13 protein-coding genes and 1 pseudogene are annotated in these 13,336 nt (G+C 64.7%); 8 read left to right on the top strand and 6 right to left on the bottom strand.

The features are described from left to right. Nucleotides 1–14 precede the first annotated feature (14 nt). The 8 genes and pseudogenes from ACFSGJ_RS02045 to ACFSGJ_RS02010 all read left to right on the top strand — a co-directional run bounded on the left by ACFSGJ_RS02045 (nucleotide 15) and on the right by ACFSGJ_RS02010 (nucleotide 6,749). On the top strand, nucleotides 15–473 hold the full coding sequence (locus ACFSGJ_RS02045; RefSeq protein ID WP_390259065.1) for a YeeE/YedE family protein: 459 nt from the start codon (nucleotides 15–17) through the stop codon (nucleotides 471–473). Beyond that, entirely contained in the window at nucleotides 473–913 is a 441-nt protein-coding gene (locus ACFSGJ_RS02040; RefSeq protein WP_390259064.1) for a DUF6691 family protein, read from the top strand. Before ACFSGJ_RS02045 ends, ACFSGJ_RS02040 begins: the two co-directional genes overlap by 1 nt. Beyond that, nucleotides 910–1,827, top strand: coding sequence for an MBL fold metallo-hydrolase (locus ACFSGJ_RS02035; protein WP_390259062.1), 918 nt, complete (start codon nucleotides 910–912; stop codon nucleotides 1,825–1,827). The genes ACFSGJ_RS02040 and ACFSGJ_RS02035 overlap by 4 nt, the downstream gene beginning before the upstream one ends. A gap of 11 nt (nucleotides 1,828–1,838) precedes the next feature. Next, complete coding sequence (locus tag ACFSGJ_RS02030; protein ID WP_390259061.1) at nucleotides 1,839–2,099, top strand: hypothetical protein; 261 nt, start codon at nucleotides 1,839–1,841, stop codon at nucleotides 2,097–2,099. Next, complete coding sequence (locus tag ACFSGJ_RS02025) at nucleotides 2,087–3,919, top strand: SulP family inorganic anion transporter (RefSeq protein WP_390259060.1); 1,833 nt, start codon at nucleotides 2,087–2,089, stop codon at nucleotides 3,917–3,919. The genes ACFSGJ_RS02030 and ACFSGJ_RS02025 overlap by 13 nt, the downstream gene beginning before the upstream one ends. A gap of 18 nt (nucleotides 3,920–3,937) precedes the next feature. Beyond that, nucleotides 3,938–4,472 (top strand): annotated as a pseudogene (locus ACFSGJ_RS02020) (transposase family protein); the annotation flags it as partial. A gap of 530 nt (nucleotides 4,473–5,002) precedes the next feature. Next, nucleotides 5,003–5,356 (top strand): phasin family protein, encoded by a 354-nt coding sequence (locus tag ACFSGJ_RS02015; protein WP_390259058.1) that lies wholly within the window; start codon nucleotides 5,003–5,005, stop codon nucleotides 5,354–5,356. A 454-nt stretch (nucleotides 5,357–5,810) separates the two neighbouring features. After that, nucleotides 5,811–6,749, top strand: coding sequence for a LysR family transcriptional regulator (locus ACFSGJ_RS02010; protein WP_390259057.1), 939 nt, complete (start codon nucleotides 5,811–5,813; stop codon nucleotides 6,747–6,749). 6 nt (nucleotides 6,750–6,755) lie between these two features. Here ACFSGJ_RS02010 and ACFSGJ_RS02005 read toward each other — a convergent pair whose 3' ends face one another. Genes ACFSGJ_RS02005 through ACFSGJ_RS01980 form a run of 6 tightly spaced genes read right to left on the bottom strand, consistent with a single transcriptional unit; the run spans nucleotide 6,756 to nucleotide 13,320 of the window. Then, the gene (locus ACFSGJ_RS02005) at nucleotides 6,756–8,111 is read right to left on the bottom strand and encodes an MmgE/PrpD family protein (RefSeq protein ID WP_390259056.1); all 1,356 of its coding nucleotides are present in this window, start codon (nucleotides 8,109–8,111) and stop codon (nucleotides 6,756–6,758) included. An 8-nt stretch (nucleotides 8,112–8,119) separates the two neighbouring features. Continuing rightward, nucleotides 8,120–8,833 carry an ABC transporter ATP-binding protein gene (locus ACFSGJ_RS02000; RefSeq protein WP_390259611.1) on the bottom strand — a complete coding sequence of 238 codons (714 nt, stop codon included), beginning with the start codon at nucleotides 8,831–8,833 and terminating at the stop codon, nucleotides 8,120–8,122. A 55-nt stretch (nucleotides 8,834–8,888) separates the two neighbouring features. After that, entirely contained in the window at nucleotides 8,889–9,740 is an 852-nt protein-coding gene (locus ACFSGJ_RS01995) for an ABC transporter ATP-binding protein (RefSeq protein WP_390259054.1), read from the bottom strand. Then, entirely contained in the window at nucleotides 9,733–10,659 is a 927-nt protein-coding gene (locus ACFSGJ_RS01990) for an ABC transporter permease (protein WP_390259052.1), read from the bottom strand. Before ACFSGJ_RS01990 ends, ACFSGJ_RS01995 begins: the two co-directional genes overlap by 8 nt. Before the next feature lie 9 nt (nucleotides 10,660–10,668). Continuing rightward, nucleotides 10,669–11,730, bottom strand: a complete 1,062-nt coding sequence (locus tag ACFSGJ_RS01985) for an ABC transporter permease (protein WP_390259050.1) — start codon at nucleotides 11,728–11,730, stop codon at nucleotides 10,669–10,671. Nucleotides 11,731–11,733: 3 nt separating this feature from the next. Beyond that, nucleotides 11,734–13,320 (bottom strand): ABC transporter substrate-binding protein, encoded by a 1,587-nt coding sequence (locus ACFSGJ_RS01980; RefSeq protein ID WP_390259049.1) that lies wholly within the window; start codon nucleotides 13,318–13,320, stop codon nucleotides 11,734–11,736. Between the last annotated feature and the right edge of the window lie 16 nt (nucleotides 13,321–13,336).

The following is a 13,336-nucleotide window of genomic DNA, read 5'->3' as shown; positions in this document are numbered from 1 at the left end:
GATGGAGTCCCGCAATGGAGATGGAGATAGAGACCGCATTCACGCCATGGGCGTCCCTTGGCGGCGGCGTGCTGATCGGGTTGAGCGCGGTGATGGTCATGGGGATTTTCGGCCGCATCGCGGGGATCGCTGGCATCACGCAAGGCGCTGTGGGCGGGGTCGTGCCATTCCGTAGCGCTCCCCGGGACAGGGACTGGCGGTGGGCGTTCCTGCTGGGACTGCTGGCGGCCCCATTGGTCATCCTGGCGGCGGGCGGAGCCGTCACGCAGACGGTCCCGCAGAACCTGTTCGCCATGGCCATTGCCGGGTTTCTGGTCGGGACCGGCACCGCTCTCGGCTCAGGCTGCACGTCGGGCCACGGTGTTTGCGGCCTGGCGCGCCTGTCAGGACGTTCACTGGCTGCCGTCGCGACTTTCATGACGGCGGGCTTCGTCACCGTCTTCCTTCTTCGCCACGTCCTGGGAGGGTTGTGATGCGCATTCTGTGGGGTTTTCTGAGCGGGCTCGTCTTCGGGCTGGGGCTGGTGATCTCGGGGATGGCCGACCCGGCAAAGGTCCTGAACTTCCTCGATCTGGCAGGAAGCTGGGACCCGAGCCTGGCCTTCGTGATGGGCGGGGCCACGGTCACGACGTTCATAGGCTACCGCCTGATCTGGCGGCGTCAGGCGCCCCTCCTTGACCGGACCTTCGACATTCCCAAGAGCCGCAGCATCGACAGGCCACTGCTCACCGGGGCGACGCTTTTCGGAATTGGCTGGGGGATCGGCGGCTTCTGCCCGGGCCCGGCCTTGACCGCACTCCCTCTTCTGGCCCCAGGAACATTGATCTTTCTGCCGGCCATGCTGGTCGGCCTGTGGGCCGGCGCCCGGATCAAGGGCTTGGGACTTCTTCATACAAAAGGAGCAGAAACATGAGCAGTTCGAAACTCCGGCAGCCGGTCGTGCGCCACTCGCGGTCGCGCGGTGCGGGCAGCCCTGATGTCTGGGGCATCTACGAGCCGGATACAGGATCGATACAGTATATCTGCGCGGACCCGGCCACCAGGAAGGCGGCGCTGATCGATGTCGTCTGGAACCTGGACCCCAAGAACTATCGCTTCTCGACCAACAGCATGGAGCAGGTCCTCGACCTGGTGCAGCAGAACGGCTTGAGCGTCGAATGGATCCTGGACACGCATCCCCATGCCGATCACGTCATGGCCTCGGCGCTTCTGAAGGAGCGCATTGGCGCGCCTACCGCCATTGGTGAGAAGGTCGCGAATATCGCAAGCATCTGGGCCGGTCTCTACAACCTCCCTGATGCCTTCGATCCGGCTCGCGACTTCGACCGGCTCTTTGCCGATGGCGAGACCTTCCGGATCGGCGATCTGGAGGTCCGGGTGATGCTGTCGCCCGGCCACACGCTCGGTTCGGTTACTTATGTCTGCGGAGACGCAGCCTTCACTCATGACACGCTGATGCAACCCGATGTCGGCACCTCGCGCGCCGATTTCCCCGGTGGCGCCACCGAAGAGCTGTGGGACTCGATCCAGGAGATCCTGGCCCTGCCCGAGGACACGCGCCTTTTTGTCGGCCACGACTACGGCACCGACGCGCGTGACGAGCCGGAATGGGAAGCCACCGTGGCCGAGCACCGTGCCGGAAACCGTCACGTCAAGGACGGCACCAGGCGCGACGACTGGATCAAGCTGCGCAACAAGCGGGACGCGACCCTGCCGCTGCCTGACCGGATCCTGGCCGCGTTGCAGATCAATCTGCGCGGCGGGCGCCTGCCCACGGCCGAAGAAGATGGCAACAACTACCTGAAGATCCCCGTCAACCGGTTCTGAGGAGACCGAGCATGACCATGAAACAGCTGGTCGAGGACGCCCGCAGCCGCGTGACGGCGGTCTCGCCCGCTGATGCCACCGCAGTGGCGCAGTTGACCGGTATGCGCCGCACGGGACGGGTGCACGTCCTTTGTACCTCTGGCGGCCGCGGGCATCTATGCGCTGATACGCTTGACGCCATGGGGTATGAGTCCGACCTCATCGAAGGTGGGCTGTGCCCGCCCGAATGGCCGAGGGCCTTCCCGTCGAGGGCTGAGGCATGGCAAGGCTGAGGCATTACCTGCCCATCCTGGACTGGGGGCGTGCCTATGACCGGCGTGCCTTCCTCAGCGATGGGATGGCGGCGGTGATCGTCACGATCATGCTGATCCCTCAGTCCCTGGCCTATGCCATGCTCGCCGGGCTGCCGCCGGTCATCGGGCTTTATGCCTCGATCCTGCCGCTCGTCATCTACGCCCTTTTTGGCAGCAGCCGTGCCCTGTCGGTGGGTCCTGTGGCGGTCGTCTCGCTTCTGACCGCCACGGCTGCCAGCAGCATTGCTTCTCCTGGCAGCCCCGAATACATCGCGGCCGCCCTGGCGCTGGCCCTTCTGTCGGGACTGATCCTGCTGGCGATGGGGATATTCCGTCTCGGTTTTGTTGCGAACCTGCTGTCGCACCCTGTCATCTCGGGGTTCATTACTGCGTCCAGCCTGCTGATCGCTGCGGGTCAGCTGAAGCATATCCTGGGCATTGAGGCGCAGGGGCACACCTTGGTCGAGATGGCACCGTCCCTGATCGGGGCCTTGAGTGACACACATCTGCCGACGTTGGTGATCGGGGCGACAGCGACAGCTTTCCTGTTGTGGTCACGCACGTATCTCAAGCGGTCCCTTTGTGCTCTGAATGTCCCGGAAGGGATCGCTGTTCTTCTGGCTCGGACGGGTCCGGTTATGGTCGTCATCCCCGCGATCCTGATTGTTATGGGGTTGGATCTCGGCAGAAGGGGAGTGGCCGTGGTTGGAGATATCCCCCGGGGCCTGCCGCCATTGACGCTGCCGGACCTGGACCTGTCGCTCTGGATCACACTTCTGCCGGCCGCCACTCTGATCGCCCTGATCGGCTTCGTGGAGTCGGTATCGGTCGCGCAGACCTTGGCAGCCAAGCAACGCCAGTCCATCAGTCCGGATCAGGAACTGATCGGTCTGGGCATGGCCAACGTGGCCGCGGCGTTCTCATCTGGTTACCCTGTTACGGGCGGCTTCGCGCGATCAGTCGTTAATTTCGACGCCGGCGCACAGACCCCGGCGGCGGGCGCCTTCACGGCCATCGGCATTGCACTGGCCTCGCTGTTCCTGACGCCGCTGCTCTATCATCTGCCCATCGCGGTCCTGGCGGCCACCATTATCGTGGCGGTGCTGAGCCTGGCAGACTTTGGCGCCCTGTCCCGGACCTGGAAATATTCCCGCGCGGATTTTGCAGCCCTGGCCGCGACGCTGCTGGTGACGCTGGGCGGCGGCGTCGAGACGGGGATCATCGCCGGGGTCGGCGTTTCCGTCCTGCTGCATCTCTGGGCGACGTCGCGCCCGCATGTCGCGGTTATCGGCCAGGTGCCCGGTACGCAGCATTTCCGCAATGTGCAGCGTCACGATGTGGTATGCACGCCCGAAATCCTCGGACTGCGCATTGATGAAAGCCTCTTCTTTGCCAACGCGCGTTCCATTGAAAACGTCATTCAGCAAGAGGTCGCATCCCGCGCTGAACTGCGCCACGTTGTGCTGAACTGTGCGGCCGTCAACAGCATAGACGCAAGCGCCCTCGAAAGTCTGGAACTGGTCATGCATCGTCTGGAGGACGCTGGTATTTGCCTGCACCTGTCCGAGGTCAAGGGTCCCGTCATGGACCGCCTGAAGCGCAGCGACTTTCTCCGGCATCTCACGGGGGAGGTGTTCCTGTCGCACTATCAGGCTCTTGAAGCGCTTGCTCCCGCGGTGGCGCGCACATGCTGCCAGTCTGGCAGCCCGCCTGCTGACCCGCCACTGCAGTCCCGAACAGGCAGGTCATCCAGCCCCTCCGTGGCCTGCCCCCTGAATAGTGGGTCCGCGCTGGAATAGGCTTCGGGCGAGATGGAGGCGCAAGGTCGTTCGGTGGCCGAGGCGGTGCGCTCGATCGATGTGGCCCAATTCGCCTGCTATCGGCGGCGCAAGGAGTTCGGCGGCTTGAAGACCGACTTGGTGAAGCGGCTGAAGGAGCTCGACGAGGATCGAGCCGTTGAGGCGCCGTTGGTCCAAGCCCGATGGCGAGGGGCCGGCTCCGGAAGGCCGTCTCCGACCTGACGCTCGAGAAGCCCGTCCTGCGCGAGGCTGGCTCGGGAACCGGAGGTTCGCGTCATCGAAACCACTGAGCCGCGCGCACCGCAGAGCCTGAATAGATCATGTCCGGGAGAAGCCCTAGGTGCCGGAATCTTTCGCCTCTCGCGCTCGGGCCGATGAAGCCGCACTGACCGCGGACATCAACGTGGTCGCCTCGCAGTATGGGCGCTACGGCAAATGTCGGATCATGGCGCTCCTGCGGAAGGCCGGCTGGGCGATGAACGTGAAGCCGGTGGAGCGGATATGGCGGCAGGGGGGCCCAAAGGTGCCCGCGAGACTGCCGAAGAAGAGCCGCAGGTCAGGATGGCTTGTGCGCACCAGTCTGCGCTAGGCTTTTTTGATGTCCTCGGCCGTCGCGCTTCTGGTCAGGCCAAGCGTCTTGTATGGATCAATCGTCATCAGTCACTTCCTTCGCGACGGAGCGCTCTCCATTGCATCGCACGGTGATGCGTTCGTCATCCCTGATCCACATCAATGTGGGCGCCTTTCACTACCTTGCGCCGATCCCGTCCCGGTCAGCGCCCCGGCCAGAGGCCGCGTACCGCTCGGTTCGTGCTCAAGATCTTGTTGATCGACGGATCCAGCTGCGCCTGCCGGTCGGTTTCAGCCACCGACACCCGCGCTTTTTGCGCGCGCAGGCCATCCGGACTTGCGAGAGATCAAGGTGGGTTCGCCAGTCTGCCCCTAAGGTGGCATGGATAGGCATTGGGACGCCATGACCGGAGAGAGCGATGGCGGGACGAATAGGTCCGCACCGCCCGTCCGGCCTTGGACCAGCGCTCGGCTGGATGCCCTCCGGCCGCAATCGCACAAAGGAGACAGATCATGGCAATGCAGAACACGTCAGATGTCGACGTCGGACTTGAGGCCTCCGCCGCGCTGGCGACCTTGATGCCCGTCAATCCCGTCTCTTCGACGGCATGGATCGAAATATTGGTCGAGAGCGCCCGCTTCGTCTCGACCCGTGTGCAGACGGATCTGGAGACCAGGACGGCGCTCATGGCTTGCAAGACGCCTGCAGAGCTTATGGAGGTCCAGGCGGAGTTCCTGAGAACGGCCTTGCAGCAATATGCAGACCAAACCGCCCGCGTCATCAATATGACCATGAACGCGTCAAAAGCCATCGCCGAAGACATGAAACGGGGGCGTTCCCGGGGCTACGACGACGTTCCAGTTTAGCGGGCCGCCCGACCGGAGGGCTACGAGCCATCAATCCACGGAGCCGGCCGATTCTGGGCCAGGCCCGGAGGGCACTCCACTTGCGTCACTCCTCTCGGGCGATGCCAGGACGGGCATTCGCGACCGTGTTGGCCCTGCCGTCAGAGCGCCGGGAAGTGTCCTCGAACAGCATTCCTGAATGCCCCGCACCACTCCGGGATCCGGGACCGACGGCGAACGGGACCGCTGCCGGCATTCGCGCGTGGCGTCATCGACCACGTTCAGCATCCTGAAGCACCGCCCGTCAAATTGCCGCGATCCTTGCAACGGGCGAAGTTCGCAGACGCGCCAAACTATGTGCGCGGGATGCTGCAAGACGGGCAGCGCAGGAGACGGCCGTGGCTTTCCGGCGCTAAACCGTTGACGCCTCCTGTGCCCTGCGTTGTCATGGCCCCGTGACAACGGGAGCATGCGGATGGAGCTGAAACTTCTCGAGGATTTCCTTTGTCTGAATGACACGCGGAACTTCTCGCGCGCGGCTGAACTGCGGCACGTGACGCAATCGACCCTATCCAAGAGGATACGGCAGCTGGAAAGCTGGGTTGGCGCCACGCTGATCGACAGGTCGAGCTATCCGATCGAACTGACACCGCAAGGCACCGCCATGGCGCCCCAGGCGCGTGAGATCGTTTCGATGCTGCACGGGATGCGGGCCGGCATGCGGAGTTTCGACACCCCGCCGGAAAATGCGGTCGGCATCGGCGCGATGCATACCCTCCGGGTCACCTTCCTGCCGGAATGGCGCCGGCGGATCGAAGCGGTGACGGGCCCCTGGGCGGTCACGCCGGTCGGCTCCCCCGCGGCCTATGCCCAGACCCTGCGCCATTTCCGAAACGGCGAAACGGATCTGCTGCTGACTTATGTGCATCCGTCCGTGGCGATGGGGCTGGACCCGAACCACTTTGACACCATGATGCTGGGCCGCGAGAACGTGCTGCCCCTTTCGGCGCCGGCGGATGACGGCACGCCGTTGCACCGGCTGGAAAGCGGAGAGCCGGTGCATTTCCTCAGCTATGGCACGTCATCCTTCTTTGCGCAGGCCCTGACGGTGCTGTTGAACGAGCGGCCGCTGGCGCTGAACGTCGTCGCCTCCAATGCGATGAGCCTGGGGCTGCAATCGCTCGCCAAGGTCGGTGCCGGTGTCGCCTGGGTGCCGGAATCCCTGGCGCAAGAGGATCTCGCCTCAGGCGCGCTGGTGGTGGCGGGGGGGCCGGAATGGTTCCTGCGGGTGGAGATCGGCCTTTTCCGGCGGCGGGAAAAGGCACGGCCGATCATCGAGAAGATCTGGCGTGCCGCCGGTGCGGACCTTGCGGCCCATGCCGTGCCGGTCGTGGCCCGGCTGCGGCAGACGTAAGGGACTTCACGCAGGCGCGGGCTGTTTGAGCGTCAGAAGCGAGGCCGGTGCGGCAAGATCTTCCACTGCGTTGAGCGCCTCCCAGGCATTGGCCGTACCCCCCTGACCCAGATGGGGGGTAACGCAGTCGAAGAACTTCTCGCGCCGCTCCGCCCTGGTGAAGGGTTCTGCCAGCGTCCCGCGGGCATGGCCGCGGCGGGCCTCCAGTACCTGCCCCGAGGTCAGCACCAGTCGGATCCGGTGGCTTGGCCGGGGCGCGGCGCTTTCCTCCTCGGGTGCGAGGGGTTCCATGGTGATGCGGGGCATCAGGGCGCGGATATGCGGGTCGGCGGTTGCCTGCGGGGTGAAATCCGCCAGCCGCAGCGCATCCTGGGTCAGGGCGCGGGCGACACAGTATTGCATCGAGAACCGCGCCTCCATCTCATCCTGCGGATCGGGATAGGCGAGGTTGCGGTAATTCGCCAGCCCGACGACCAGATGAACCGACGCGACATCTTCGGCAACGAACGCATGTTCGCGGCGCAGGTCCATCACCATGTCGATCGCATAATGGGTGGAGCCGCAGCAGGGATGCAGCTTCGGCGCGAGGCCTTCGGTCTCGATTATATGTGCGGTGTGCGGAATGTTCCACCCGGGGGATTTCCCGGCACTGAAAAGCTCCCCGAACCCCTGTGGCGCTTCAAGGATGTCATGCCGCCCGGACAACCCTTCTGCCGCCAGCAGCGCGGCATCGACGGCATTGCGCGCCGCCATTCCGGCGTGGAACGGCTTGGCCGGTGTCCCGAACTGGCCCTTCACGCCGGCGGCCATGCTGACCCCCAGCGACATCGCCCGCACAAGGCCGTCATGGTCCAGCCCCAGAAGCCAGCCGACACCCGCCGCCGTGCCGATGGCCCCCACCGTCGATGTGGCGTGCCACCCGATGGTATAGTGATGCCGCCCCACGCCCTGCCCGATCAGGGCCTGTGCCTCCAACCCGACCAGATAGGCATGGACCAGATCCTTCCCGCTGGTGCCGCGCAACTCACCCGCCGCCAAAAGCGCGGGCACCAGCACCGCCGACGCATGGCTGAGCGCCGGCGAGAAGTTGTCATCATAATCCAGCGCATGGGCGGCGGTGCCATTCAGCATCGCCGCGGCAGGTGCGGACGCCCTGCCCCCGCCCACCAGCGTGCACGGGCCGCCATCCATGCCGCCGCGAAGCAGACCGGCGCGGACGGCACGTGACGCCTCGTCTGTCTGGCCCGCGATCATGCAGGCGAAGGTATCGGCGATCGCATCCTGTGCGGCCTGCCGTGCGGCGATGGTGATCAGGGCGGCGTCGCTGGCGCGCGCCGCAATCTTGTCCAGAATTGCTGGCATGGGTCCTCTCAGGCAGGGGGGGGCTGGCGCACCACGGCGGGCGCGCTGGCGGCAAGAAATTCGCGGGTGTAGGTTTCAAGGACATCGCCGCGGCGCAACTGGTCCGCCGTCACCATCTCCAGGATGCAGCCGTCCTTCATGATTGCGGTACGGTCGCACATATGCGCCACCACGGCGATGTCATGGCTCACCATCAGGTAGCTGAGGCCCCGTTCGCGCCGCAAGCGGTTGAGAAGGTTCAGAATCTCTGCCTGCACCGACACATCCAGCGCCGAGGTCGGCTCATCCAGCAGCAGCATCCGCGGCTCCACGATCAGGGCGCGGGCGATGGCGATGCGCTGGCGCTGACCGCCCGACAGTTCATGGGGATAGCGATAGCGAAACTGCGGCCCCAGCCCGACGGCACGCAGCACATCGTCGATCCGTTCCTGCGGGCGGTCCATCCGCATCAGGCGCACGGATTCCGACAGCACCGTCTGCACCATCTTGCGCGGATGCAGCGATGCGAACGGGTCCTGAAACACCATCTGCACGGCCCGCAGGACTTCGCGACTGCGCCGGGTGGGCAGTTCATGCCCGTCGAACAGGATCGACCCTTCATGGCTTTCGTTCAGGCCGGCGACGGCACGCAGGATGGTGGACTTCCCGCAGCCGGATTCCCCGATCAGGCCGAAGGCCTCGCCGCGGGCGACACGGAAGGATACGTCCCGCACCGCGGTCATCCGGTTGCGACCGCTGCCGAAATGCACGGCAAGGTTCACGATTTCAAGGATGTCGTCACGCAAGTCCGGTGCCCTCCAGCCATTCGGGACGGCGTTCGGGCACGGCAAGCTCATCAACCGGGGCATCGAGCCGTGGCAGACTGTTCAGCAACCCCTGTGTATAGGGGTGGCGGGCCTGCCCCAGATCGCGGGCGGCAACCTCCTCGACCACACGGCCGGCATACATCACCAGCACCCGGTCGCAGAAATCCGCGACGAGGTTGAGGTCATGGCTGATGAAGATCAGGCTTGCGCCGGTGCGCGTCACCAGTTCATCCAGGATCGACAGGACCTGCCGGCGCACGGTCACATCCAGCGCCGAGGTCGGCTCATCCGCGATGATGACCTTGGGTTCCGAAATCAGCATCATGGCGATCATCACCCGCTGCCCCATGCCGCCCGAAACCCCGTGCGGTAGCAGGTCATAGACGCGTTCCGGGTCCCGGATATGGACGCTTTCCAGCATGGCCAGCGCCTTCTGCCGCGCCTCCTGCCGCGAGGCGCGGTGATGGGTGCGGTAGGCTTCCGAAATCTGCTGGCCCACCCGGATCAGCGGATTGAGCGAAAACTTCGGATCCTGCAGGATCATTGCGATATCCTTGCCCCGGATGCGGCGCATGTCACGCTCAGCCGCCTTCAGCAGGTTCTGCCCCCGGAAATCCAGCCGCTCTGCCGTCACCCGCGCAACGGGGGGCGAAAGGCGCATCAGGGCACGCCCGGTCTGCGACTTTCCCGAACCGGACTCGCCCACGATGCCCAGCTTCTCGTTGCCGAGGTCGAAGCTTACGCCGCGCACCGCATGGGTGATGCGCCCTGCGCCGTGGAAGCGGACGTTCAGGTCGCGCACGGACAGGATCGGATCATTCATTGCGGGGATCCAGAACATCGCGCAGGCCGTCGCCCACAAGGTTGAAGGCAATGCTGGTCAACAGGATCGCCATGCCCGGCACCGCCGCCACATGCCCGTGCGAAAGGATGAACTGCCGCGCAGATGACAGCATTGCCCCCCATTCCGGTGAGGGGGGCTGCGCGCCCAGGCCTAGAAAGCCCAGACCCGCCGCCGTCAGGATGATCGAGGCCATGTTCAGCGTCACCCGCGCCACGACGGAGGGAACGCACATCGGCGCGATATGCAGCACGATGACCCGCATGGCCGATGCGCCCTGCAACCGCACCGCGGCGATGTAATCGGAACGCCGGATCATCATCGTCTCGGCCCGCGCCAGCCGCGCGATGGGCGGCCATGCGGCCAGCGAAATCGCGATGATCGCATTCTCAATCCCCGGCCCCAGCGCCGCGACGAAGGCCAGCGCGAGGATCAGGCTGGGGAAGGCAAGAAATATCTCGGTCACGCGCATCAGGACGGTATCGACGATGCCGCCGAAATAGCCCGAAAGGGTGCCCACGATCAGCCCGATCGGGGCCGAAATCGCGGCCGTCAGAAAGGCGATGTAAAGCGTGATCCGCGCGCCATGAAGCGTGCGCGAATAGATGTCGCGCCCCAGTTCGTCCGTTCCAAGCCAATTCGCGGCGGACGGGGGCTGAAGCCGGTTGCCGAGGTTCTGGGCATAGATCCCATGGGTTGAAAGATACGGCGCGAAGATCGCGGCGGCGATGATGGCCAGCAACAGCGCCAGCCCCAGCATGGCCGACCCGTTGCGCCGCAGCTTGCGCCACATCAGCCAGAATTGTTGAACGCGTGCCTGGGCCGGCGTGCGCGGCTCGGGATCGCGCAGCCACGCCCCAAGGGATGGGCGGGCCGCTGTTTTTTGCGAATGTGCAATCATCTCGTCCTCCTAACGGGTCCGCGGGTCCAGAACGCGATAGAGCAGATCGCAGATCAGGTTCAGCACGACGAAGATTACCCCGATCAGCAGCGTGCAGCCGACGACCGAATTCATGTCCCCCGCCAGAAGCGAATTCGTCATGTAGCGGCCAAAGCCCGGCCAGGCGAAGACGGTTTCGGTCAGCACCGCACCTTCCAGCAGGAAAGCGTAGGAGAGCGCCACCACGGTGATCACCTGCACCGCCACGTTGCGGAAGGCGTGGAGCCAGACGATGCGCCACATGCCAAGCCCCTTCGCGCGGGCGGTGACGACATATTCCTGCTCCAGCTGTTCGATCATGAAGCTGCGGGTCATGCGGCTGATATAGGCCAGCGACGACAGCGCGAGGATCAGGGCCGGCAGGATGATATGGCCGAATACGTTACGGAACAGTGGCCAGTTGCCGGCCAGCGCGGCATCGACCAGGTGGAAGCCCGTCACTGGCCGCAGGTCGAATTCATGGATGAACCCGATCCGCCCGGGCCCGTTCACCCAGCCAAGCATGGCATAGAACAGCACGAGGCCCATCAGCCCCAGCCAGAAGTTCGGCGCGGAATATCCGATCAGCGAGGTGACGCGCGCGACATGGTCGATGACCGAATTGCGATAAACGGCGGCCAGAACACCCAGCGGCACACCGATGCCGGTGCCGATCAGCATCGCCAGCGTCGCCAGTTCCAGCGTGGCGGGGAAGGTTCGCCCGATCTCCTCGATGACAGGTCGGCCGGAAATCAGCGAGCGGCCGAAATCCAGATGCATGACGTCCCACAGGTAGCTTCCGAACTGCACGATCAGCGGCCGATCCAGCCCCAGCTGCACATACATCGCCTGATAGGCCTGCGCCGTCACATTGTCGCCCAGAACCGCAAGAACCGGATCGATCGGCAGCAGGCGCCCGATCATGAAGGTCAGCGCCGCCAGCCCGATCAGCGTGATCAGCACCGAACCCAGCCGTCGCAGAACCGCGAAGGCCGGGGGGAGGAAGCGTGCCCACCCCCCTTCCTCATGCGCTGCAGAAACCGCGTTTGCCATCGGTTACTTCCGCGCGGCGGTGTAGTAGACCTTGAAGCCGTGCCACGTCCAGTCCTGCACCGCGTCGCGGATGGCGGCGGCGTGGTAGGTCTGGAACATGATCGCCATCCCGCCGGTCTGCATCCATTCCTGCTGGATCTGGTCGTAGAGTTCCAGCCGGCGATCGGCATTGGTCTCGGTCGCCGCCTCCATGACAAGCGCGTTCAGATCTTCGTCCTGATAGCCCGCGCGCCAGGACGGATATTGCGTCAGCTGCGCCTCATTGGAATTGTCGGGGTTCATCACCAGACGCGATGCATTCCCATGCGCATCCGGCACGCCGGTCTGCCAGGCCATGATGCCGCTTTCGAAATCACGGGCGCGGACGCGGGCGAAGAACTGGGCATTGGCCATCTGCTCGATGTTCAGCGTCACCCCCACCTGGGCCGCGTTTTCCTGCACATGCTGCGCAAGCGGCGATGACCAGGGCAGCGATCCGATGAACACCGTGGATTCGAACCCGTCTTCCATGCCGGCCTCGGCCAGAAGCTCACGCGCGCGGTCCAGATCCTGCGAGAAGATCACACCCTCTTCCGGGTCCAGTGCGCCGAACGCGCCGGACTGCACGAAGCTGTTCCACGGCTGGCCCAGATATTGCATCACCGTATCGCCAAGACCTTCGTAGTCGATCAGGTATTTCATCGCCAGACGGACGCGGTGGTCGGCGAAGTTTTCGTTGAGGTTGTTGAACGTCCAGAAGATCAGCTGCGGCTTGAGGGTCGTCTCGATCCGAACACCCTCCATCGCTTCCAGTTCGCGCATGTCCTCGGGCGTCAGGTCGCGGGCCACATCGACATCCCCGCGCTCAACCAGCAGACGCTGGGTGCCGGTTTCCGCGACATGGCGGATCAGAACCCGTTCCAGCCCCGGGGCGTCGCCATAGTAGTCTTCGTTCGCCTGCAGAACCACACCTTCGCCCTGGTTCCACTGCACCAGCCGGTAGGGCCCGACACATTCGGTCCGCGTGTTGAGATAGGCATTGCCCAAGTCGCCATCCTGTTCGCCCGCCATGATCGTCTGCATGTCCAGCGTGCTGGCCACACGGTTGGCGGCGATATCCTGCAACAGCAGCGATATCGGGTAGGTGTCGGTGAATTCCATCACCACGGTGCGGTCATCGGGCGCGTGGATCTGCGCTTCCATGTTGTCGGTGGTAAAGCCGTAATCCGTCAACTGGGCGGAATTGCCGAAGCCCAGCGTGATCACGCGATGCAGCGACCAGACGGTATCCTGCGCCGTGACCGGGTTGCCGGAGGGGAAGGCCGCGCCTTCGCGCAGATGGAAGGTGATCCTGCGGCCGTCCTCGCTCACCTCCCAGCTTTCGGCCAAAGCGGGCTGCACTTCTGCTTCGTCCTCGGGATCGAAGGTCACCAGCGCATCGCAGGTGTTCTGCAGGATCTCGTTCGTGACCACCTCGCCGACCTGCGCCGGATCGAAGGTGGAGATCGAGTCGATGTTCCACGCCATGACCAGCGCGTTGGGCGGGGTCTGCGCCGCGGCGGACTGGACCATGGCCAGCGTTGCGGCCGCGCTGAGGAGCCTTGATTTCATGTGCATCATCTCATCC

This window comes from Halodurantibacterium flavum (assembly GCF_042681825.1).
Taxonomy (GTDB): domain Bacteria; phylum Pseudomonadota; class Alphaproteobacteria; order Rhodobacterales; family Rhodobacteraceae; genus Halodurantibacterium; species Halodurantibacterium flavum.
This window is presented reverse-complemented; position numbering and strand designations above follow the sequence as displayed.